The organism is Corynebacterium sp. HMSC14H10, from assembly GCF_001807105.1.
In the GTDB taxonomy this organism is placed as follows: domain Bacteria; phylum Actinomycetota; class Actinomycetes; order Mycobacteriales; family Mycobacteriaceae; genus Corynebacterium; species Corynebacterium jeikeium_D.
This window is the reverse complement of the sequence record NZ_KV787407.1, coordinates 1-20586: the sequence shown is the minus strand read 5'-3', so window position 1 is coordinate 20586 and position 20586 is coordinate 1. Positions and strand designations below refer to the sequence as shown.

Sequence of the window (20586 nt, the reverse complement as noted above, 5' to 3'; positions counted from 1 at the left end):
TTTGAACCTATGACAAAGAAAAAGAATTTAATCGCGCTGGCCTGGAGTTTTATTCTCGGACTGCTGTTCATTCCGGGTTTGATTGCCTCTGTTGTGCTTCTGCCGTGGATTCCGCTCATCGGCCGAGGTGCCGACTGGCTCTCTCGCTGGGTGGCATCGTGGTCCGGCACCCCGATTGCCAACCGCGTGACCAATCGTTGGTTCGACATCCGCAACTTCGTCAACTTGCTCGTCCAGTTGGCCATTGGCTTTGTCACCTTCACAGCGTGGGTCGGCGGCGGCTTCACTGTCGGTGTGCTCTTCGCTGCACCTTTCCTGGTTGATGAAGTGCAGTTTTTCAGCTGGACTCTGACGGACCCAACACAGAAAATTGCTGTTGCCTGGGTTTTCGCCATCCTCTTTTTGGCGCTGACCATCGCCATCAACTTCGGTGCCGGCCTGCTGTCCATTTGGCTCTCCCGCGTCATCCTCGCACCATCCAGCGAAGAAGTTACCCAATCCCGCGACGTGCTCATTGACTCCTTCTCAGGCGAGCGCCGCCGCATCGAACGCGAGCTTCACGACGGCCCTCAGCAACACCTGACCGCCTTGAAACTCAACATTGCCGCTGCTCGCATGGGTAAGACTGAAGAAGAGGTAGCCGAGGCGCTCACCGCCGCCGATAACAATGCAACGCAGGCGCTTGCACAGCTGCGCTCGGTGGTGCTTGGCATTGCTCCGCCGGTACTGTTTGAAAACGGTCTGGTGGCAGCAGTGGAGGAACTGGCCGCGCACTCCGGAATGCAGGTAGCCGTCCATGAAGATGGTGTCTCCGACTTCGGCCCGCTCGATGAGACCACAGCGTTGCTGGCGTACCACTGTGCAGCGGAAGCGTTGACCAATGCCACCAAACATGGTCACGCCGACAGCGCCGAGATCACTCTTGCGGTTCAGGCTCCAAAGAAGGCGCTCGTGTCCCATCTCGGTACGCTTACGGTCACCGTGCGCGACAATGGCGTAGGCCTGGAAGCACCATCGGGGGCGGACGCTGTAGACCTCGTAAAGCATGACGATGGAACCGGCATTGCAGGCCTGCGGGAACGGGCGGCAGCGCTCGGTGGCACCGTGTCGCTCACCAACGCCGACGGTGGTGCCGAATTGCGGTTGGAACTGCCCGTTCGCCAAGGAAGGACACGATGAAAATACTGCTGGCAGAGGACTCCGTACTCCTGCGCGAGGGGCTAACCGGCCTGCTGCGGGCGCTGGGGCACGAGGTCGTCGCCGTCGGCGATGCGGATCAGCTGCTCGCCACCGCCGAAGGGCAAGCGTTCGATGTCATCGTCACCGATGTCCGGATGCCGCCGAACATGCGTGACGACGGACTGCTCGCGGTCTCCACACTTCGCCAGGACAACCCTGACCAGCCGGTTGTGGTGCTCAGTCAATACGTAGCGGCCAGTTATCTGGATCGCCTGCTGCAGCATGGTGGCTTTGGGTACCTGCTTAAGGAACGCGTCTCGGATGTCGACCACTTCGTCGCAGCACTGGAAGAAGTGCGTGGTGGTGGTACCGTGGTTGACCCTGAAGTGGTCGCAACGCTGCTTACTGCAAAGCAGGACGGCATCGCCGCGCTGACCCCGCGCGAGCGCGAAGTGCTCGACCTGATGGCGCAGGGGCTTAGTAATAAGGAAATGGAAAAGCGCCTGGTGCTGACCGCTGGTGCAGTGAGTAAGCATGTGGCGAATGTGTTTTTAAAGCTCGGCTTCCAGCCGGAGGATAGCAACCGTCGTGTTAAAGCAGTGTTGCGGTGGCTGAGATACACTGCACCGTCGCCGTCGCCGTCGTCGTCGCCGTCGGCTTAGGTTGCGCCCCTGAATCAGCTCCATACCCACGCAAAAGCCCCCGCGCCGACTCCTTCGAAACGGGAGTCGGCGTGGGGATTATGGGTAATTGGTGCTACTCGGATATAAGAAAGGCGAGGGTGGAAGCCTCGTCATCGACGAGACGCAGGCTCCGACCGTGCGGTTGATCTACCAGCTGTTCCTTGATGGGATAGCGATCAGTGAGATTAAAACCGAGCTCGCTGCCCGCAAGATTCTCACCCCGCGCGGGAAAGAAGTGTGGTCAACCTCGACAGTGTGCTCCATCCTGTCCAACGAAAAATACAAGGACGACGCCCTGCTGCAAAAGACGTTCACCACCGATTTCCTTACTAAGAAGATGAAGGTCAACGAAGGCGAAGTACCCCAATACTATGTATCAGGTAATCATGAGCCGATTACCGAACCGCGTATCTGGGATCAGATGCAATACGAACTCGCCACCAGGCATGGCAACATATAGTCAGCGAAAGTCGGGTTGTTCTCCACCCGGCTGGAATGTGCTCGGTGTGGGGCGTGGTATGGGCGTAAAACGTGGGCGTCGAACACGAAATGCAAAGACGCAGTTTGGCAATGCAACCATAAATACACAGACGAACATCCCTGCAGCAGCGCGACGGTGAAAGACGAGCAGATCGAAGCGCTGATTGCGGAAAACCAGCGGTGTGCGCTCGACCAGGACGCCTGCCAATCCGCGTACGCCGAACTCGATACTACCTACCGTAAGACGCTCGCACGTAGAACAAGCCTGGAAAAAGATATCGCAGCGAACACCGCCAAGCACGCCGCCATCACCACAACCCTGAATGATCTGACAGGGGAACCTGTGAGCGAGTTTCACCCCGCACAATGGAGCGCACTTATCGACCACGCCATTGTCACCGAGGACGCGATCCGGTTCGTGTTCCGCACCGGTGAACAGGTGAGGATTGCCCTGAAAGGGTGATGTTCGTATCAGTTGACGTGCACAGTAGACACACCTCCCAGAAATATAGTAAGGTTAGGCATGCCTAAGAAGGATGGTGCTTACGTGAACGAAAGTGCAACGGATCGGGTTGTTGAAGGCGAGTATGGGTCGGCGAAGGAAAAATCAGTCGCTGGCCAGAACGCGATCCGTCAGCTATCGCAGCCGGTGAAAGGCAAACTGTTTATCGCGCAGGCCTTAACGTTCGCCTCTGGGGTGTTGGCTATCGCACCCTATGTGGCTTTGGTGGAGCTGGGAGCTGCGCTGATGCAAGACCGGGTGGACCCGGCGCGGGTGAACTGGATCGTGATGCTCCTTGTTTCTGCTTACATGGCGCGGTTGACTTTGTATTTTGTTGCGTTGGGCGTGACGCATTTTATTGACCTGTCGTTGCGTAATCAGATGCGTCGGCAAATTGCCGCCCGAATGTCGACTGCTCCGCTGTCGTGGTTTACCCGCGAGGGCGAAGGGAAGATCCGCAAGACCATTCAGGATGATACGGCCACGGTGCACACAGTGATCGCACACGGGCCGATCGAGAAACTGAACGCAATCGTCTCCCCGCTCGCCTTGTTGGCCTATGCGTTCGTGGTGGATTGGCGGCTCGCTCTGCTGTCGATTGCGACGATTCCGGTTTATGTGGGCATGTATGGCATGTCGATGCGTGGGATGAATGAGAAGACCGCGGAAATGGACACCAAGCTTGCTCAGGTTTCGGCAACGATGGCCGAGTTCGTTGCCGGTATCTCAGTGGTGAAAGCGTTCGGCAAGGTTGGCCAAGCACATAAAGCCTATTTAGATGCAGCTAACGAGTTTTCTAAGTTCTACCGGGCGTGGTGTATGCCGCTGGTGTCGATGTCGGTCGCCTCATTTTCGTGGGTGTCGATCCCGGTGTTGTTGATCGTGAACCTTGGCGGTGGCGCGTTGATGATGAACGCCGGTTGGGTGAGCATCTACGAGGTGATAGCGACGACGTTGATTGCCTTGGTGCTGCCGGGAGCGTTGATGGCAGTCGCAACCATCGCCTGGTCTTATCAGCTCGCAGGTTCAGCGGCAGTACGGCTGGTGAATGTCATGGAGCTACCGGCGTTGAGTCAGCCCGATGCGCCACAGACACCACACGGTCATGATATCGAGATTCGGGGTGTGTCGTATGCCTATGACGACACCCAGGCATTAGACGAGGTGAGCCTGAGCATTCCGGCAGGCACGGTGACCGCGCTGGTTGGCCCGTCGGGTGCGGGGAAGTCGACGTTGGCGAGTTTGATGGCCCGCTTTGATGACCCGGACGCTGGCACGATCACCATCGGCGGGGTTGATCTAAAGAGCATTTCCCAGGATGTGTTGTATTCGACGGTCGCATTCGTCCTGCAAGATGCACAGCTTATTCGCGACACCATCCACAACAACATTGCCCTGGGCGCGCGAGACGCAACCTTGGATCAGGTGCGGCAGGCGGCGAGAGCAGCGCAGATCGACGAGTTCATCATGAGCCTGCCAGATGGTTACGACACTGTGTTGGGGGAGGACACCCACGTTTCGGGCGGGCAGGCAGCCCGTATCGCGATCGCCCGGGCGCTCATGGTTGATGCCCCAGTGTTGGTGCTGGACGAGGCGACGGCGATGGCGGACCCGGAATCGGAATCGAAAATCCAACAAGCTCTCTCGACTCTTGCCAAAGGCAGAACCGTGATTGTGATCGCCCACCGACTGGCCTCGATCAGGGGCGCGGATCAGATTGTCGTCATGGAACGCGGGGGCATTGCTGTGGTCGGTAAACACGACGAGTTGTTGGGTAATGCGCACTATCAGGCACTTCTTGCCCAAGGTGCATGCGAGGAGATGACACGATGAATCAACTATTGCTGCCACGCTTTAAGCGTTTGATGGAACCCGCCTCGTGGCGAGACCTTTCGGTTGGTCAAGCGTGGGGTGCGGTCTCAGGACTGTGTCACGGCTTTGCCCTGCTCGCGCTACTCCCTGCAGCAAGCGCCTTGGCGACCGGAATGCCGGTGTGGGGGCTGTCGTTTTGGGGCTGGCTCATCGCCTTGGCGGTGTTCGCGGTGCTGGGCGTGGGCACGGAGTTTTATGGCATGCGCACCGGCTATATCGGCGCGCTTGGATTCATTCACGACGTCCACCAGGCAGTAGGTAACAAAGTAGCCCGCCTACCGTTGGGAGTGTTCGATTCGGGTAGCTCTGGACGGCTGTCGCGCATGGTCACCCAGGAAATGATGAACTTGGGCGAGTCGGCGGCACATTTCATTTTCTCTCTCGTCCAAAAACTCTCGGCCGTGCTGGTGATCACTGTGGGAACCTGGTTCTGGGATTGGCGGCTGGGACTGACCTTGACGATCGCGTTCCCGATCATGCTTGCCTTCCTCCATATTTCCCGTGTGCTTCTCGATAAGGGCAAGAAGGTTTCCGAACCAGCCGAATCGGAGCTGGCGGCTCGCATGGTCGAATTCGCCACCTGCCAAGGCGCGCTGCGCTCCTGCCATGTCGCCGACGACTACCCGGCCCTTGATCGGGCATTCAAACAGGCTGACCGCAAGGGTCGCAAAGCATTGTGGATCGAAACACTAGCGAACCTGATTAATGGGATGTTCGTTCAAGCGCTCATTGTGGTGATGATCTGGCTGACCGCCCAACTCGCCCTCGGCGGGCAAATGAATGCGCTGAACGCCGTGGTCACAATCGGCATGTGCCTGCGGTTCACCACCATGCTCCAAGACATCGGTGGCTGCATGACCGGGCTGGAAGAACGCCGCCAGCAGATGAACCACGTCGACAAGGTCATGGATGCCCCCGAACTGTCCGAACCCGATGCCTCTACACCGATAAACGCCCCTGGTGATGTTCGTTTCGAGGACGTCACCTTCGGCTACGATCCGGACACCCCGGTTCTCCGTGATATTTCCTTCCATGTCCCGCAAGGTGGCATGTGTGCCCTGGTTGGTCCATCTGGGTGCGGGAAGACGACGATCGCCCGGTTGGTTGCACGTTTCTGGGATGTGCAGTCCGGCAGCGTGCGCGTTGGCGGAGTGGACGTGCGCGAGCAGACCACCGAAGATTTGATGCGCCAGGTGTCTCTTGTCTTCCAAGACGTCTACTTATTCAACGACACTCTCGAAGCCAACATTCGCCTTGGCAACCCAGAAGCCACCGATGAAGAAATCAGGTGGGCCGCTGACCTGTCGGGCGTGACGGAAATCGTCAACCGCCTCCCAGATGGCTGGAATTCATTGGCGGGTTCTGGCGGGCGTGCACTGTCAGGTGGGGAACGGCAACGCGTCTCTATCGCTCGCGCCTTGGTGAAGAAGGCCCCGATCGTGCTTTTCGATGAGGCCACCAGCGCATTGGACGCGGAAAATGAAGCCAATATTGTTGCGGCGATGAATGAGCTACGCAAGCACTCCACGCTGATCGTGATCGCCCACAAACTTGAAACCATTCGACAAGCTGACCAAATTATTGTGCTCTCCCACGGTGGGCGTATCGCCCAGCGCGGGTGCCACGACGAGCTGGTCAACCAGCCGGGTCAATACCGCGATTTCTGGCAAGAGCGCATCAACGCAGGCGGATGGCAACTCGTCTAAACACAGCGCATATCAGCACATAAAAGGAAAAACTATGTCCACACCCACATCCTCGCGCCTCAACGCGCGCGACTTCATCAATATCGGCGTCTTCACTGCCTTGATGTTCGTCATCGTGTTTGCATTCGGAATGCTCGGGTTCATTCCGGCTGCCATGTATGCCGGCTTCTTGCTTTCTATCCTCGTTAACGGCATCGTCTTTGCGCTGTTTACTGCCCGCACTCCGAAGATGGGGGCGTTGACAATCATGCTGATTATCATCGAAATCCTCTTCTTCGTGACCGGCCACTGGGTGGGAGGAATTGCGATCGCCGCTGTGTTCGGCCTGCTCGCTGACTTGGTGATCACCAAGGGGCCGAAGAGCGTGAAAGTTCGTGTCCCGCTGGCATATGCACTGTTTATTCTGCCGATCTATGTTTCCCCGTGGATTCCGCTATTTATGAACCAAGACGCATATATGTCGCAGATCGCCGAACAAATGGGTGCCGAGTATGCCGCCAAGATGGCACAGGTCGTCACGATTCCGATTCTGCTGGGCTTCTTCGGCGTGATGCTCATCGTGGGCTGGCTTGCTGGTCTGTTGGGAACCAGGGTCGCGCGCAAACACTTTGAACGGGCCGGTCTTGTCTAAACTTCCCGACCCGCGCACCATTATCGCAGCGCTCGTCATCGTCTCCACCACGATCTACAGTGCCTACTCGCCGTGGTTCGTGTGTACTCTGGGCGGATTCGCCGCCGTGATGCTGACGAGCGCTACGATCAACCCCAACACGCTCGTGCGCCCGAGCTGGGTGGCCGTCTACCTGGCCACGTTTGCGGCTCTCGGCACACTCGTCTTCGTGATACCCCTGGTCTGGAAATCAACAGCCAGCGCGTTCCTCGTGCTGTTTCTGCAGTGGATGTGGCGATTCAGCGTCAGCGCAGGAATGGGAGCCTACGCGATCGGCGTAATCCGACCCGCCACCTTGCAAAAAGCACTCGCCAGCTCACGAATCCCGACCTGTTTCACGATCCCGATCTCAGTCGCGTTACGTGTGCTGCCCGTGATCGGCCACGAAGTTAAAGCGATCTCAGATGCCATGAAACTACGCGGCATGTCCGTGCTCTCACTGCGTGCGGCGCAATACTTCACAATCCCTCTGCTATCGACCGTGGTACGCAGCGGGGACGAACTGGCATCGGCCGCCCTCGTGCGCGGACTGGGCGGAACCGCAAAGCCCACCTCAGTCACAGTCGTGAAATTCCGAGTGGTCGACGCAGTCATTCTGCTCATCGTTATCGGCTTCGCGATATGGAGAATCGTCCTATGACAATAGCCCAAGCAACTAGGGTCACCTTCACCTATCGAGGAGCAGACCACCCCTCAATCAACGACGCAACCATCACCATCACACCCGGAACCGTCACCTTGCTGTGTGGCGCATCCGGGTCAGGAAAAACCACCGCACTACGGCTATTTAACGGGCTCATCCCGCACTTCCACGACGGCGACCTTACCGGAAACGTCACAGTCGACGACATTGACGTGGCACAAACAGACCTGCCACGCCTTGCCCACCACTGTTCGACAGTGTTTCAAAACCCGCGCACCCAGTTCTACACCACCCACGTGCGCCAAGAACTCGCCTTCGGCCCAGAAAATCTCGGCCGCGACCCGCAGGAGATCTGTGCCCGCATTGACGAGGTCGCAGCCGAGTTAGGTATCGCCGACCTGCTGGAATCCCGCGTCACACAACTATCAGGCGGACAGATGCAACGCGTGGCCTGCTCCGTCGCCATGTGCAACAACACGTCGCTGATCGTCTTTGACGAGCCAACCGCGAACTTGTCCGCTGACGTTATCGACCAACTCGCCACACTCATCGCCAGGCTCAAAGCCGATGGACACACCATCATCATTGCTGAACACCGGCTAAGTTTCCTTTCCGGGATCGTCGACCGTGTCTACTGCTTCGACAAAGGCAAGATTGTCCTCACCGCAACCGGCGAAGAGTTCTACGCTACCTCGGATGAGGAGCGCAAACAGCTTGGGCTGCGATCCCTAGTGCCCGTATCCATGCCGAGCCTGCCCGAACCAGAAGGTGAAGGGCTCACAATCGACAACCTCGCCTTTGCCTACCGCCACGGAAACACAGTCCTCAATATTAACCACGTGTTGTTTCCGGCAGGGAAAATCACGGCACTCCTCGGCCCGTGCGGGTCAGGCAAATCAACACTGGCACGCATTGTTTGCGGACTAGAAAAAGCCAAACATGCATCCATCACACTCGGCGGACAAAAATTCACCAGCCGCGACGCCTACCTTGTGATGCAAGACCCTACCCGACAGTTGTTCTCAGATACCGTCATCGACGAAGTCACGCTCGGCACGACCAAAGCCGAAAAGCAACACATCGATGCCCACGCGATCCTTGAAGAACTCGACCTTGCCGACCACGAGGCTGATCATCCGCAAGCACTCTCTGGCGGGCAACGTCAACGTCTGGTTATTGCTACAGCGCTTGCTGCGAACAAGAAAGTTTACACCTTCGACGAGCCCACGTCCGGTGTTGGCTACAAACACCTTGTCGCGATTTCCCGAGTAATGCGTAAACTCGCTGACACTGGTGCCGTCGTCATCGTCATCACCCACGATGCTGAACTCGTTACCGAGGTCGCCGACCACGCTATCCACCTCGACCAAATCAACGCCTGCTAACGCAAACGCTCACTCAGCCGAAAGAGAGGAAAGTGTTTCTACAGGTCAGAGTTAACGCGCTATACACTCGCTAACGCAAGCGATTTTCTTGACCCCCTTGGGGCATACTCGCTAACGCAAACGCCTACTTATCATTTTCGACGTCTAAGTGGAGCCGATGACGGGAATCGAACCCGCGCCGCCTGCTTGGGAAGCAGGAGTTCTACCATTGAACTACATCGGCACACAGTAGGCGGAATGATTAAAAGCACGCCACGGGATTGGCACAGTAGGTGTGGCATGCAGGAAATCAGTCGCCCTCTGTAACTTCAATGTAGCACTCTCGATTCGCGTCGAAAAAATTGGTTGGCAGCAGCTCCGCTGAATTTATCGCGGGCATATCCTGCAACCCGCGCACGCTGTGCATTACAGAGCGGTTAAGCTGGTCTATGTGTTGCTCTCAGATCGTGATATTCGTGCCGCTATCGATGCCGAAGGCTCCGGCCATCTCGGCATTGATCCTTTTGACCCGAAGATGATTCAGCCTTCGTCCATCGACGTGCGTCTGGACAAGTTCTTCCGAGTTTTTAACAACTCGCAGTACACGCACATCGATCCGAAGTTGCCGCAGGAAGAACTGACGTCCCCGCACGAGGTTCCAGAAGGGCAGCCCTTCATTCTTCACCCGGGCGAGTTCGTCCTGGCATCGACCCTGGAGTACTTCACTATTCCTCCGAACTTGGCAGGCCGCCTGGAAGGTAAGTCTTCGCTGGGGCGTCTGGGCCTGGCAACGCACTCGACCGCCGGCTTTATTGATCCAGGGTTTTCAGGTCACATCACGCTGGAGCTATCCAATGTGGCGAACTTGCCTATCGCACTGTGGCCAAATATGAAGGTCGGCCAGCTGGCACTGTTCAAGATGTCCTCGCCGGCAGAAGTGCCTTACGGTTCCGGCAAGCTCGGTTCGAAGTATCAGGGGCAGCGCGGCCCGACGCCGTCGCGTGCGTACCTGAACTTCCGTGATGAGGAATAAGGCACCTGAAACTCGGGATATGAACTCGGAATATAAATGAATTGTGAATAGCCCCGAGTGAATTCTCGGTGAAGAAATGGAAACAATTGTTCAATAAAGAGTTTCCGCAGGTGAAAAGCCTAAATATGGGCCTTTAGTTCACACCATTTAAGGGTTAAATCGGCTTGAGGGCCTTTTATCTTTCGATAAATAATAGCCCTTATGCGTATTACGGTTATTGGTACGGGTTACCTTGGCGCCACTCATGCCGCGGCGATGGCGGAGTTAGGCCACGAGGTTCTCGGCGTAGATGTTGATCCCGCCAAGATTGAGGCATTGTCCGCAGGCCAAGTTCCTTTCTTTGAACCCGGCTTGCCCGAACTGCTAAAGAAGCACGTTGAGTCGGGGCGACTACGTTTCACCACTAACTACGACGAGGCTGTTGAATTTGCGAACGTCCACTTCGTAGGTGTCGGAACTCCGCAGGTCAAGGGCTCGTACGCAGCCGATGTTCGCTATGTGGACGCAGCTGTTACCGAATTGGCCAAGCGCGTCGTCGGCAAGCATTTAGTGTTTGGTAAGTCCACTGTGCCCGTCGGTACCGCACCGCGCTTGCAGGAGCTGGCTGCGGAGATGATCAGTGAGCGCGCCGCATCCGGCGACGATGAGTTGAAGAACACCAGTCTCGAGATTGCCTGGAACCCGGAGTTCCTGCGCGAGGGCTTCGCGGTGAAGGACACTCTCGAGCCGGACCGTGTGGTGCTGGGCACCCAGAAGCCGGGCATGATCCTCAATGGTGCAGGTCAGGAAGTCGAATCGATCGCTGAGGAAAGTCTGCGCGAGTGCTTCGGCCCTATCTTTGAGCGTGAGACGCCGTTTATCGTCGCGGACACCGCCACCGCAGAGCTGGTGAAGGTGTCGGCGAATGCATTCCTCGCCACCAAGATTTCCTTCATCAACGCGGTCTCTGAAATCTGTGAGGTCACAGGTGCGGATATCACCACGCTTGCCGACGCCATCGGTATGGACGCTCGAATTGGCCGCCGCTTCCTCAATGCGGGGCTGGGCTTCGGCGGCGGTTGCCTGCCGAAGGATATCCGCGCATTCATGGCCCGCGCTGGTGAGCTGGGCGTTGACCAGGCGCTGACTTTCCTGCGCGAGGTCGATGCAATCAACATGCGTCGCCGTGAAAAGACCGTTGACCTGGTACGCGGCAGCTTCGGTGGCTCGTTGCTCGGTCACACCGTGACTGTGCTGGGTGCGGCTTTCAAGCCGAACTCTGACGATGTGCGTGACTCCCCGGCGCTGTCGATTGCCGGTTCGCTGTCGTTGGCAGGCGCTTCGGTGAGCGTTTACGACCCACAGGCCATGGAGAACGCCAAGAAGAATTTCCCGACCTTGGAGTACGCACCGAGCATCGAAGCAGCTCTGGAAGGCTCGGAGATGGTTGTCGTCGCCACCGAGTGGCAGCAGTTCCGCGATATCGACCCGGTGGTTGCGAAGAAACTGGTCAAGCGCGCAGCGGTGCTTGACGGCCGCAACTGCCTGCCAACCGATCAGTGGCGTGCCGCAGGCTGGGATGTCACCTGCCTCGGCCGCGGCTAAATACTGGCCGCTCTCGAGCGCTTCGGAAACTTCATACCCTCCGGAGCCACGGTATAGGCGGCGATGAGGGTGGTAATCGGCACCGCGAGTACCAAAGCGACCGCACCGATGGTGGAACGCAGCAGTTCTGTGGCCACGACGTCGGAGGTCAACGCCTGCATCAGCGGCCGGTCGGAGACGCTTAACAAAATCGATAGCGGCAGTGCGGTGCCGAGGTACGCCAGTACTAGTGTGTAGACCATCGACGCGATGTGGTCGCGACCGACGCGCATTGCCGAGCGGAAGACCTCCATAGGCCGCGACCGCGGAGCTGCTTCGTAGAGCTCCTGGACGGTAGAGGCCTGGGCGATGGTGACGTCGTTAAGCACACCCAACGCGCCGATGATGAATCCCGCCAGAAGCAGACCTGTGACGGAGACGTCAGGCAGGTAAAGCTGAATAAGTAGGTTGTCCTCGTTGCCGAGACCACGTAGCTGCGACGTGGAGATTGCGAGGTTGGCCAGGCCCGCCGCCAGCACCATCGTGGTGAGTGTTCCCGCCAGTGCGGAAGCTGACTTCCAGTTGATGCCATGAACGAGGAAGAGCACTGGGAAGAGAATCGCCGCGCCCGCCGTGATGGCTAAGGCCACAGGATCGCCGCCGCGTAGCAGTGCCGGAACCAGAAATCCCATCACTGCGGCCAACGTGATGCCAAGACCAATGAGGCTCAAGACCCCGCGAGTCATGCCGACGAGGATGATGAGAAGTACTGCCGCGCCGAGCCACAACCAGATTGTCGTGGTGCGATCCATGTCCAGGAAGGTGTAGGTGTTCCCGATGCTAGCGGTGTCGACAACCTGATGAGGTGCGAGATCGACGACGTTAGTGTCGGCCGCGGGAGCCTCGGGGGCAGGTGGTGCGGGTGGAGCAGGAGCAGCAGGAGCTTCTGCGCCGGATTCAGGTGCTGGTTCCTGCTCCGGGGCCGGAGCTGGTGCCGGAGCTGGTGCCGGAGTCGGTGCCGGAGCCTCAGCATCAGGAGCAGGCTCCCCCTCTGCTCCCTCAGGGGCAGGCGCGGGAACAACGCCAGGAGCTGGTGTCATCAACCCCGGATCCGGCACGGCACCATTGTCGACAGCTCCGGTACCGGCCGCGTTTGGGCGGTGAATTGCCAGGACGACCTTGTCGCCCTCCGCCAGCTCAATCTCGCCGGGCAGGCCGGATGCCTCCAAAAGAGTCTTCTTGCCCTCGTCTGGGCCTGAGGTCAGTTCAATGACCGAGAGCTGGCACTTCGGCGCAGCTGAGTCGTTGAGCGAAGCCGTCAGCCCTGGCCGCGGCTGGTCGTCGAAGACACGTCCGTTGTCAGGCGAATTGCACGCGCCGACGCTGTGCTTTACGACGGTTCCCTTAACCGTCTCTGCAGCTGACGTCTGTGACTGCAGGAATCCCGGCCCTGGGCTCGGAGCTTCACCCGATGGCCAGAGCCCAATCACTGCGAGGAAAGTGGCAATACCAGCAACTGTGAGAACTGTGGCCAGCAAGCGACGTGCTCTTGTGGGGTTGTGCCGCGGTTTCGTTGGTTTTGGTTTGGCTTGCGCAGGTTCGTTTTGCCGTGCCGGTGCTGGTTTTGAATGTGCGGCAGGCTCTGCATGTCGTGCTGGGGCAGCCGAAGTTGCAGAGTTGGGTTGATTCGCGGCATTGACAGCCCGGAACCGGCCGGTAGGGGAGCCGTTGTTCGAGTTCTTCAGTACGTCGAGATGCGCACCTATGTCGGAACCCGGAGCAACGCGAAAAGGTTGCTGGTTGTCAGAGTTCATTGAATCTTTTGAATGCCTGCCCACCCTTAATAACCTAATCGCTGCACCAGCACCGGAAGGCGTACCGCCATTCCGGCGCGCCGAGCCGTGGTCATCAGCGCTATGGCCCACCTATCGATGCAATACTCACTCATCGATGCGCTCCAGTGTGTCCATAAGTGAATAGCGCATCGATATGTGAGAAGGGCAGAACCAGTAGCGTGCGCAACCTTAAGTACTGCTATTGCTTGTAGCTGACCAGGAAGTTGCCCAGGCGCTCGATGGCTTCCTTCAGGTCGCGTGCCCACGGCAGGGTGACAATTCGGAAGTGATCCGGCGTCGGGTAGTTGAAGCCAGAGCCGCCGACCATCAGGATCTTCTCTTCACGCAGGATGTCGAGCATCAGCTTTTCGTCATCGTGAATTTCGTAGACGTTCGGATCCAGCTTCGGGAATGCGTACATGGCGCCCATCGGCTTCACGCAGCTCACGCCCGGAATTGAGGTCAGTCCCTCGTAGGCGACATTGCGCTGCTCCAGAAGGCGACCCCCTGGCAGGATCAAGTCCTCGATGGACTGGTAACCGCCAAGTGCCACCTGAATGCCGTGTTGAGCAGGGACATTCGGGCATAGACGGGTGCTGGCCAGCAAGTTGATGCCCTCGATAAAGCCCTCTGCGTGGCGCTTCGGGCCAGTCAGCACCATCCAGCCAGCGCGGTAGCCGGCCACACGGTAGGTCTTGGACAGGCCGTTGAAGGTGATACAGAGCAAATCCGGGGCCAAGGAGGCAGTGGAAATGTGCTCTGCATCGTCGTAGAGGATGCGGTCGTAGATTTCGTCGGAAAGCAGCAGGAGTGAGTGCTCACGAGCGATATCCACGATGGCTTCGAGTGTCTGGCGTGTGTAGACCGCGCCGGTCGGATTGTTCGGGTTGATGATGACAATCGCCTTCGTGCGATCCGTCACCTTCGAGCGAATGTCTTCGACATCCGGGGCCCAGTTGTTCTCCTCATCACACGTGTAGTGGACGGCCTTGCCGCCGGCGAGGGTGGTTGCTGCCGTCCAGAGCGGGTAATCCGGAGCTGGAATGAGGACCTCATCGCCCTCGTTGAGCAGCGCCTGCGTGGTGATGGAAATCAGCTCGGAGACGCCGTTGCCCAGCCAGACGTCGTTGACGTCGAAACGGGGGAAATCCGGGTCCATCTCATAGCGCGTGACGACGGCACGGCGTGCGGAGTAAATACCCTTGGACTCGGAGTAGCCCTGTGCGTGGGGGAGGGCCCGGACCATGTCCTGCACGATGGTGTCAGGTGCATCAAAGCCGAACTTCGCCGGATTGCCAGTGTTGAGCATCATGATGCGGTGGCCGTCGGCCTCCATCTGCTCGGCGAGAGTAGTCACCGGACCGCGAATGTCGTAGAGGACGTTCTGCAGCTTGGAGGATTGGTCCAGTGTCTTCAGCGGAGTGCGGCGAGGTGCCTTGATGTTTCCACGACGGGCGGCAACGCGGGCGGCGCGGGACTGCTCGGCCTGAGCGGCCTGCGCAGTCTGAGCGTCCTGCGTTGTCTCGTTGGTGGTTTCGGTGCCCTGGGAAGTGTCTTTACTGGAACTCACCTGTCTAAGCATGCCACTTTTTTGCTCCCGCACCATGCTTTTCTCACAGCGGGGGCAGATTAATTGCACATTGATTGCGCAAAAGCGCCCTGCATGAGGATGCAGGACGCTTTTCTGGGGTTCTGGCTGCTGGGTTCCGGCTGCTAGTTACTGCTTGACTGCGGAGCCGTCGATCTGCAGGGAAATCTCATTGCCAAGGAGCAGGCCGCCAGTCTTAATAGGAGCGTTGTAATCGATACCGAAATTGGTGCGGTCAATCTTGGTAGCTGCCTCGAAGCCAACGCGAGTCTGACCCCATGGGTCTTCAGCGGAGCCGAAAATGTCGACATCCAGGGTGACCGGCTTGGTAATGCCGTTGATGGTCAGGTCGCCGGTAACGGTGGCCTTTTCTTCGCTCTGGAGCTCGATAGCGGTGGAAACGAACTCGAAGGTCGGGTTTTCGTCGGTGCCGAAGAAGTCCTTCGAGCGCAGGTGGTTGTCGCGCTCTTCATTGTTGGTGTTGATGGAGTTCGCCTGAATGGTCGCCTTTGCCGTGGAATTCTCCGGCTTGTCGGCATCAAAATTAATAACGGACTCAAACTCAGTGAACTGACCGTGGACCTTAGTGATCATAGCGTGACGAACGGTGAATCCAACGGTGGAGTGCTGTGCATCAAGAACGTAGTTACCAGACTGAAGAGCCATAGTGAATCTCCTAAAAGTTAAAAGTATCTCGAATGTTTCGAAGTATTTTTGTCCGCCGGAACCAACTCCCGGTGTTGACGTGTCAACTATAAGCCGGTGAGGGATGACGTGTCAACAAAAAGGTCTTAATATGGAGCCATGCAATTCGGAGTTTTTACAATTGGCGACGTCACAAAAGATCCCACGACCGGACAAATCCCTACTGAACATGAGCGAATTAAGGCAACTGTCGCGCTAGCGAAGAAGGCTGAAGAGGTTGGCCTTGATGTATTTGCTACCGGCCAGCACCACAATCCACCGTTTGTGGCCCCGGCGAACCCGCCGATTCTGCTGGCAAACCTCGCAGCGCAGACCGAAAATCTGATTCTGTCGACCTCGACAACGCTGATTACCACCACCGACCCCGTGCGCATCGCCGAGGATTACGCCTACCTCCAGCACCTTTCCGAAGGCCGCATGGATCTCATGATGGGCCGCGGCAACACCGGGCCGGTTTATCCGTGGTTTGGCAAGGATATCCGCAAGGGGATTCCGCTGGCCATTGAGAATTACCACCTATTGCGCACCCTTTGGCGTGAGGAGAGTGTGGATTGGCAAGGTCAATTCCGCACGCCGCTGCAGTCCTTTACGTCCACTCCGCGTCCGCTCGACGGGGTAGCGCCTTTCGTGTGGCATGGCTCAATCCGGTCCACCGAGATTGCTGAGCAGGCCGCCTTCTATGGGGACGGCTTCTTCCATAACCACATTTTCTGGAATATCGAGCACACCACAGCCATGGTCAATCTCTACCGCCAGCGCTTTGAGCACTACGGTCATGGTGCTGCTGATCAGGCAATTGTCGGACTTGGTGGGCAGGTCTTCGCCGCTGAGGCGGAGAAGAAAGCCAAGGAAATTTTCCGCCCCTACTTCGACAATGCCCCGGTCTATGGACATGGGCCATCGTTGGAAGAATTCGAGAACATCACTCCACTGACCGTCGGCACGCCTGAGCAAATCATCGAACGTTACCTGGGCTATGCAGATGCCGTTGGTGACTACCAGCGCCAGCTTTTCCTCATCGATCATGCCGGCCTGCCGCTGGAGATGGCGTTGGAGCAGGTTGAGATCCTGGGAACCGAAATCGTTCCGGTCCTGCGTGAAGAGTTCGAGCGCCGCCGTCCGGCACACGTGCCCTCCGACCCGCCGACGCACGCCTCGCTCGTCGCCGAAGGCGCAGATTCCCCGCACCTGCTGGTCCGCCCGGCGGAAAGGAATCAGCAGTGAGAAAGCTTGTCGTAGTAAGCGCTGGCGTTTCCGACCCATCGACCACGCGCATCCTCGCGAATCGCATCGCGGAAGCTGTTGACGTGCAGGTCTCCAAGCGCGGCGAAGGTCTCGAGATCGAGTACATTGAGCTGCGCGAACTCGCTGTCAGTCTCGGCACTGTGATGTCCACAGGGCTTTACGACGAAAAATTGCGCACCGCCCTCGATACTGTCAGCGGTGCTGATGGATTGATTGCCGCGACCCCGGTGTTCGCAGCGTCCTACTCTGGGTTGTTCAAGATGTTTTTCGACGCCCTGGATAAGGATGCGCTGACTTCCATGCCGGTCATTATTGCTGCGACGGCTGGCACAGCACGGCATTCGTTGGTGCTGGAGTATGCGATGCGTCCGCTGTTTAGCTACCTGCGCGGCACGGTTATGCCGACTGCTGTATTTGCAGCCACTGAGGACTTTGGTGCTGGCGATGGTGCCGGAAATGGCGCCGGCGGAGTGTCCGGCGCGGAGATGAATAATCGCGTGGTGCGTGCAGCTCGTGAGCTTGCCGAGTACCTTGTCGGTGTTCGCTCGGCCGTAGTCGGTTTTGGTCCAGATTTTGGGAACGAAGCTGAAGAAAAGGGTGCGGAGCATTCAGCGGGCGGGGCCAGCGAGGGGAATCGGGGTGTTGGCGAGCCGAACCAGCGACGCAGTACAAACACGCGGGTGGATACTAATGTCACGGATTTTGCCACACTGCTAGAGGGGCTCGACGGCACCGCGAAGTAGCCGCGCTCACGTGAAGGGGCGGCAGAGGAGGGGTAGGGGGTCAGCGCTCTTTAGCGGCACCACGGGAGGTTGTAGTAGTCGCAAGAGAAGGTATCGGAAAGAGCGTATTCCTTAACCTGCAGGTCGTCGCTGCTGGTTGTAGCTGTCGGTGCTGCGGTAGCGGCCGGAGCGCCGGTCAGCGCGCTCAGGGAAAGTGCTGCGGATGCAATGGTGGTAGCAAGAACGGAAGTGCGTCGAAACATTAGGTAGTACTCCGAAAGATATCTGCCTCGGCAAAGTGTCAGGGCTTTGTGGACTGCCGGACTTCGCCAGTGATTAATAAAGAAATCATAACTATTTAATCAAGAGTGTGAAGTGTGGAGGTCTCTCTACCTGCCCGCGCCTGGGGGTGGCCATTCGGCTACTCTCTGGTGTCTTTATGTAGGTGGGCTAGTGGCCGAAATGTTGATTGTCTAGTACCAAGTGGCCGACCGAGGCATTTTTGAATTGGTTCAAAAGGCGTAGTTCTAATGCGTTTAAATTGATCGACGAAATCTTATTGTTGCGCCCATAATTGCTGGTCAGGGTCAATTAGATGTCGTATTTTCGCGTGACAGAAATCGGTGGGATTCCATTTTTACTATGTGGATAATCGCTGCGGCCGTCGTAAAGTCAGTCGAAAATTTTCCATTACAAAACGCTGAATTTCGACTTACCTTTGCAGGTGTCAGTTCAAGTATTTCCTTACGAGTTGCTCGTCACATCCTGAAAGGATTTCGCCGTGAAGAAGACCCTGCTCTCCGGCTCCATTGCAGCCCTGGTTACCATGTCCTCGCTGGCTGTCGCCCCGATGGCGGAAGCTGCCCCAGCCCCTACCCCGGGCACCGTCGGTGGCACCTGCTCCGTTGAAGGCCAGTCCGGCCAGTCCCTGAAGATCACCGGCTCGAAGTTCGAGGTCGAAGGTACTGCGACTGTCGCTAACTACGGCGACACCGACCTGCCGCTGACCCAGACCCTGAAGGAGGGCAAGACCAAGTCCTGGAACGTCGGCGGTTCGGTCGACTTCGACCTGCTCAAGCTCTTCCATGTCACCTTTAGCGCCGGCTACCAGTCCACTCAGACCTGGGAAGTTGGCCAGACCCTCGGCCCGTACCCAGTCAAGCCTGGCTACACCGGTGTTCTGGAGTATGGCTTCCTGAATCAGTCCTTCGAAGGTACTCACCTGACCTGTAAGGGCGGAAAGTGGATTGACGCGGGTCGTCCGTACTGGGGCACCATCCCGAAGGAGCGTCACATTCGCGTTTCCATGCGCGCCAACGAAGCTGATCGCTCCGTCGACGGTGCTGCTCCGCAGGTCAAGGAGTACGCCGTTTAAGGCGGCCAGAGCCCCTAAAGCCTCGAAGTAGAAGGAAGTTTCTCCATGTTGAGCGTGAAAAAGAAGGCCCTGGCCTGCGCGGTGATGGGTGCAAGTCTTCTTGCGCCAGGCATCGTTGGACAGGTCGCGGCGACCCCGCTGACCCAGACCCCTGACCAAGATGAGCACCACACCGGTTTCACCAACACGGATAAGTGTGACCCGGTCAAGGATGCCAAGCGTCACCCCTGGGAGCAGTGGATTACCGACGAATGGGACCGCTACAACGGCACTAACTCATTCATCAACCGCACTGACCGCCCTATTCAGTACACCCTCGAGGTGACAGAGGGAGTCAACGAGTCTGTGAAGGCCATGAGCTCCGGAAATATGTGGGACGTGTTCCTCCACGGGGTGAAGAACAAGTACGGCATCGTCGAGGTCAGTCAGTGGTCGGTTGGCGACAAGCTGGGCCCGGTGACCGTCAACCCCGGTGAGACTGTTCGCGCAGACTACGGCGTGCACATGAAGTCCTTCATTGGCCGTGTTCGCACCTGTGACCAGAAGACCGGCCTGTGGCGCGGTGAGCCCTACTTCGGTGAGTACAACGGCAAGGGGCCGTCGACTCGCTTCGTGGTCTGGCACAAGACCACCAAGGAGGGCGAGCACCGTCAGCAGTGGGCGCCTGTCAGCGGTAACTCCGGTGACGGCGGCCCGGCATCCGCCACGATTAACGACTAGGAGCAGTTATGAAAAAGCGTGTTGTCGCCATGTGCTTGACGACGGTCTTTGCGCTCGGACTCGGTGCTCCGACAGCGGTGGCTGCCCCGAATCCAGGAGCCGGTGAACCGTTCGCGCCGGAGGAGTGGGTACCAGTGCCCAAGCCGGCGGCAGTTGACCGCGGTCCGGCACCGGGAACCACTTGTGAAGCTCCGGGTTCGGTGGCTGAGTTCGTGGAAATCACCGGCTCTCGCTACGACGTTGAGGGCGTTGTCTCTACGAAGAATGACATCGGTGATGAGCCGATTCCGCTGACGCAGACCATCAAGGAGTCCAAGACCAAGAAGTGGTGGACCAATATCTCTGTCAGTGTGAAGGTCAGCAAGGAGCTCAACCGCAAGTACTCCTGGGAATACTCCCGAGAGATGGTTTGGAGCCTCGGGCAGAAGATCGGACCATACGAAGTGCGCAAGGGTGAAACTGGTCGTCTGAGCTGGGGATTCCTGGTTGACGAGTTCGCCGGACAGACAGTTCGCTGCAACGCCAACTCGAAGACGTGGGAGCCAATTGGGCGCAGCTACTTCGGTGTGGCTCCGCGCGAGCGACATGTCGAGGTGACCATCCAGTAGTTACACAGTTCTCTCTCCACACTCAGCACGGGTAAAAGGGGCATATTCGTGAAAGTGAATATGGGGTTAAGTAAAGAAAAGTGTGTCTTTTCC

The 20586-nt window shown here is 57.9% G+C and carries 20 protein-coding genes and 1 tRNA gene; 16 read left to right on the top strand and 5 right to left on the bottom strand.

The window, feature by feature from the left end:
- Positions 1 to 9 precede the first annotated feature (9 nt).
- The 9 genes from HMPREF3135_RS00105 (at position 10) to HMPREF3135_RS00065 (ending at position 9120) form a co-directional block, all read left to right on the top strand.
- Entirely contained in the window at positions 10 to 1179 is a 1170-nt protein-coding gene (locus HMPREF3135_RS00105) for a sensor histidine kinase (RefSeq protein WP_070437227.1), read from the top strand.
- The gene (locus HMPREF3135_RS00100) at positions 1176 to 1841 is read left to right on the top strand and encodes a response regulator transcription factor (protein WP_070437225.1); all 666 of its coding nucleotides are present in this window, start codon (positions 1176 to 1178) and stop codon (positions 1839 to 1841) included. The genes HMPREF3135_RS00105 and HMPREF3135_RS00100 overlap by 4 nt, the downstream gene beginning before the upstream one ends.
- Before the next feature lie 91 nt (positions 1842 to 1932).
- A complete protein-coding gene (locus HMPREF3135_RS11495; protein ID WP_070429408.1) occupies positions 1933 to 2322 on the top strand; it encodes a recombinase family protein in 390 nt (129 codons plus the stop codon).
- Positions 2323 to 2337: 15 nt separating this feature from the next.
- Positions 2338 to 2805: a recombinase zinc ribbon domain-containing protein gene (locus tag HMPREF3135_RS11485; RefSeq protein ID WP_224433374.1), complete on the top strand. Its 468-nt coding sequence runs from the start codon at positions 2338 to 2340 to the stop codon at positions 2803 to 2805.
- Between the two features lie 84 nt (positions 2806 to 2889).
- Positions 2890 to 4677 (top strand): ABC transporter ATP-binding protein, encoded by a 1788-nt coding sequence (locus HMPREF3135_RS00085; RefSeq protein ID WP_070437316.1) that lies wholly within the window; start codon positions 2890 to 2892, stop codon positions 4675 to 4677.
- On the top strand, positions 4674 to 6422 hold the full coding sequence (locus HMPREF3135_RS00080) for an ABC transporter ATP-binding protein (protein WP_070437222.1): 1749 nt from the start codon (positions 4674 to 4676) through the stop codon (positions 6420 to 6422). The genes HMPREF3135_RS00085 and HMPREF3135_RS00080 overlap by 4 nt, the downstream gene beginning before the upstream one ends.
- Positions 6423 to 6456: 34 nt before the next feature.
- On the top strand, positions 6457 to 7053 hold the full coding sequence (locus HMPREF3135_RS00075; RefSeq protein WP_070437219.1) for an MptD family putative ECF transporter S component: 597 nt from the start codon (positions 6457 to 6459) through the stop codon (positions 7051 to 7053).
- Positions 7046 to 7732, top strand: a complete 687-nt coding sequence (locus HMPREF3135_RS00070) for an energy-coupling factor transporter transmembrane component T family protein (protein ID WP_070437217.1) — start codon at positions 7046 to 7048, stop codon at positions 7730 to 7732. The genes HMPREF3135_RS00075 and HMPREF3135_RS00070 overlap by 8 nt, the downstream gene beginning before the upstream one ends.
- On the top strand, positions 7729 to 9120 hold the full coding sequence (locus HMPREF3135_RS00065; protein ID WP_070437215.1) for an ABC transporter ATP-binding protein: 1392 nt from the start codon (positions 7729 to 7731) through the stop codon (positions 9118 to 9120). The genes HMPREF3135_RS00070 and HMPREF3135_RS00065 overlap by 4 nt, the downstream gene beginning before the upstream one ends.
- Positions 9121 to 9269: 149 nt before the next feature.
- Here HMPREF3135_RS00065 and HMPREF3135_RS00060 read toward each other — a convergent pair.
- Positions 9270 to 9343 (bottom strand) — tRNA-Gly (locus HMPREF3135_RS00060).
- Between the two features lie 207 nt (positions 9344 to 9550).
- Here HMPREF3135_RS00060 and dcd point away from each other — a divergent pair.
- Complete coding sequence (gene dcd, locus HMPREF3135_RS00055) at positions 9551 to 10132, top strand: dCTP deaminase (RefSeq protein ID WP_038626826.1); 582 nt, start codon at positions 9551 to 9553, stop codon at positions 10130 to 10132.
- 201 nt (positions 10133 to 10333) lie between these two features.
- Positions 10334 to 11716, top strand: coding sequence for a UDP-glucose dehydrogenase family protein (locus HMPREF3135_RS00050; RefSeq protein WP_070437213.1), 1383 nt, complete (start codon positions 10334 to 10336; stop codon positions 11714 to 11716).
- On the opposite strand, the gene HMPREF3135_RS00045 is transcribed toward HMPREF3135_RS00050, so the two are convergent.
- The 3 genes from HMPREF3135_RS00045 to HMPREF3135_RS00035 form a co-directional block, all read right to left on the bottom strand.
- On the bottom strand, positions 11713 to 13233 hold the full coding sequence (locus tag HMPREF3135_RS00045) for a YibE/F family protein (RefSeq protein ID WP_070437211.1): 1521 nt from the start codon (positions 13231 to 13233) through the stop codon (positions 11713 to 11715). The two genes, HMPREF3135_RS00050 and HMPREF3135_RS00045, sit on opposite strands and share 4 nt — an antisense overlap.
- Positions 13234 to 13729: 496 nt before the next feature.
- A complete protein-coding gene (locus tag HMPREF3135_RS00040; RefSeq protein ID WP_269667829.1) occupies positions 13730 to 15100 on the bottom strand; it encodes a pyridoxal phosphate-dependent aminotransferase in 1371 nt (456 codons plus the stop codon).
- A gap of 147 nt (positions 15101 to 15247) precedes the next feature.
- On the bottom strand, positions 15248 to 15784 hold the full coding sequence (locus HMPREF3135_RS00035; protein WP_070437209.1) for a YceI family protein: 537 nt from the start codon (positions 15782 to 15784) through the stop codon (positions 15248 to 15250).
- 138 nt (positions 15785 to 15922) lie between these two features.
- On the opposite strand from HMPREF3135_RS00035, the gene HMPREF3135_RS00030 reads away from it, so the two are divergent.
- On the top strand, positions 15923 to 17047 hold the full coding sequence (locus tag HMPREF3135_RS00030; RefSeq protein ID WP_070437207.1) for a CE1758 family FMN-dependent luciferase-like monooxygenase: 1125 nt from the start codon (positions 15923 to 15925) through the stop codon (positions 17045 to 17047).
- Positions 17044 to 17811 carry an FMN reductase gene (locus tag HMPREF3135_RS00025; protein ID WP_070437205.1) on the top strand — a complete coding sequence of 256 codons (768 nt, stop codon included), beginning with the start codon at positions 17044 to 17046 and terminating at the stop codon, positions 17809 to 17811. Before HMPREF3135_RS00030 ends, HMPREF3135_RS00025 begins: the two co-directional genes overlap by 4 nt.
- Before the next feature lie 50 nt (positions 17812 to 17861).
- Here HMPREF3135_RS00025 and HMPREF3135_RS00020 read toward each other — a convergent pair whose 3' ends face one another.
- Entirely contained in the window at positions 17862 to 18053 is a 192-nt protein-coding gene (locus HMPREF3135_RS00020) for a hypothetical protein (RefSeq protein WP_049191052.1), read from the bottom strand.
- Between the two features lie 518 nt (positions 18054 to 18571).
- Between HMPREF3135_RS00020 and HMPREF3135_RS00015 the strand changes: the two genes are divergently transcribed.
- From HMPREF3135_RS00015 to HMPREF3135_RS00005, 3 genes are read left to right on the top strand one after another with little or no spacing between them, the layout of a single operon-like run.
- The gene (locus HMPREF3135_RS00015) at positions 18572 to 19165 is read left to right on the top strand and encodes a hypothetical protein (protein WP_016421574.1); all 594 of its coding nucleotides are present in this window, start codon (positions 18572 to 18574) and stop codon (positions 19163 to 19165) included.
- Positions 19166 to 19210: 45 nt separating this feature from the next.
- Entirely contained in the window at positions 19211 to 19885 is a 675-nt protein-coding gene (locus tag HMPREF3135_RS00010; RefSeq protein WP_070437203.1) for a hypothetical protein, read from the top strand.
- An 8-nt stretch (positions 19886 to 19893) separates the two neighbouring features.
- On the top strand, positions 19894 to 20493 hold the full coding sequence (locus HMPREF3135_RS00005) for a hypothetical protein (protein WP_005511781.1): 600 nt from the start codon (positions 19894 to 19896) through the stop codon (positions 20491 to 20493).
- The last annotated feature ends 93 nt before the right edge of the window (positions 20494 to 20586 follow it).

Coding starts and splice junctions, on each gene's coding strand:
- HMPREF3135_RS00035 (WP_070437209.1), bottom strand. CDS start 15,784: ATGGCTCTTCAGTCTGGTAACTACGTTCTTGATGCACAGCACTCCACC.
- HMPREF3135_RS00030 (WP_070437207.1), top strand. CDS start 15,923: ATGCAATTCGGAGTTTTTACAATTGGCGACGTCACAAAAGATCCCACG.
- HMPREF3135_RS00005 (WP_005511781.1), top strand. CDS start 19,894: ATGAAAAAGCGTGTTGTCGCCATGTGCTTGACGACGGTCTTTGCGCTC.
- HMPREF3135_RS00010 (WP_070437203.1), top strand. CDS start 19,211: ATGTTGAGCGTGAAAAAGAAGGCCCTGGCCTGCGCGGTGATGGGTGCA.
- HMPREF3135_RS00050 (WP_070437213.1), top strand. CDS start 10,334: ATGCGTATTACGGTTATTGGTACGGGTTACCTTGGCGCCACTCATGCC.
- HMPREF3135_RS00105 (WP_070437227.1), top strand. CDS start 10: ATGACAAAGAAAAAGAATTTAATCGCGCTGGCCTGGAGTTTTATTCTC.
- HMPREF3135_RS00100 (WP_070437225.1), top strand. CDS start 1,176: ATGAAAATACTGCTGGCAGAGGACTCCGTACTCCTGCGCGAGGGGCTA.
- HMPREF3135_RS00065 (WP_070437215.1), top strand. CDS start 7,729: ATGACAATAGCCCAAGCAACTAGGGTCACCTTCACCTATCGAGGAGCA.
- HMPREF3135_RS00080 (WP_070437222.1), top strand. CDS start 4,674: ATGAATCAACTATTGCTGCCACGCTTTAAGCGTTTGATGGAACCCGCC.
- HMPREF3135_RS00020 (WP_049191052.1), bottom strand. CDS start 18,053: ATGTTTCGACGCACTTCCGTTCTTGCTACCACCATTGCATCCGCAGCA.
- HMPREF3135_RS00075 (WP_070437219.1), top strand. CDS start 6,457: ATGTCCACACCCACATCCTCGCGCCTCAACGCGCGCGACTTCATCAAT.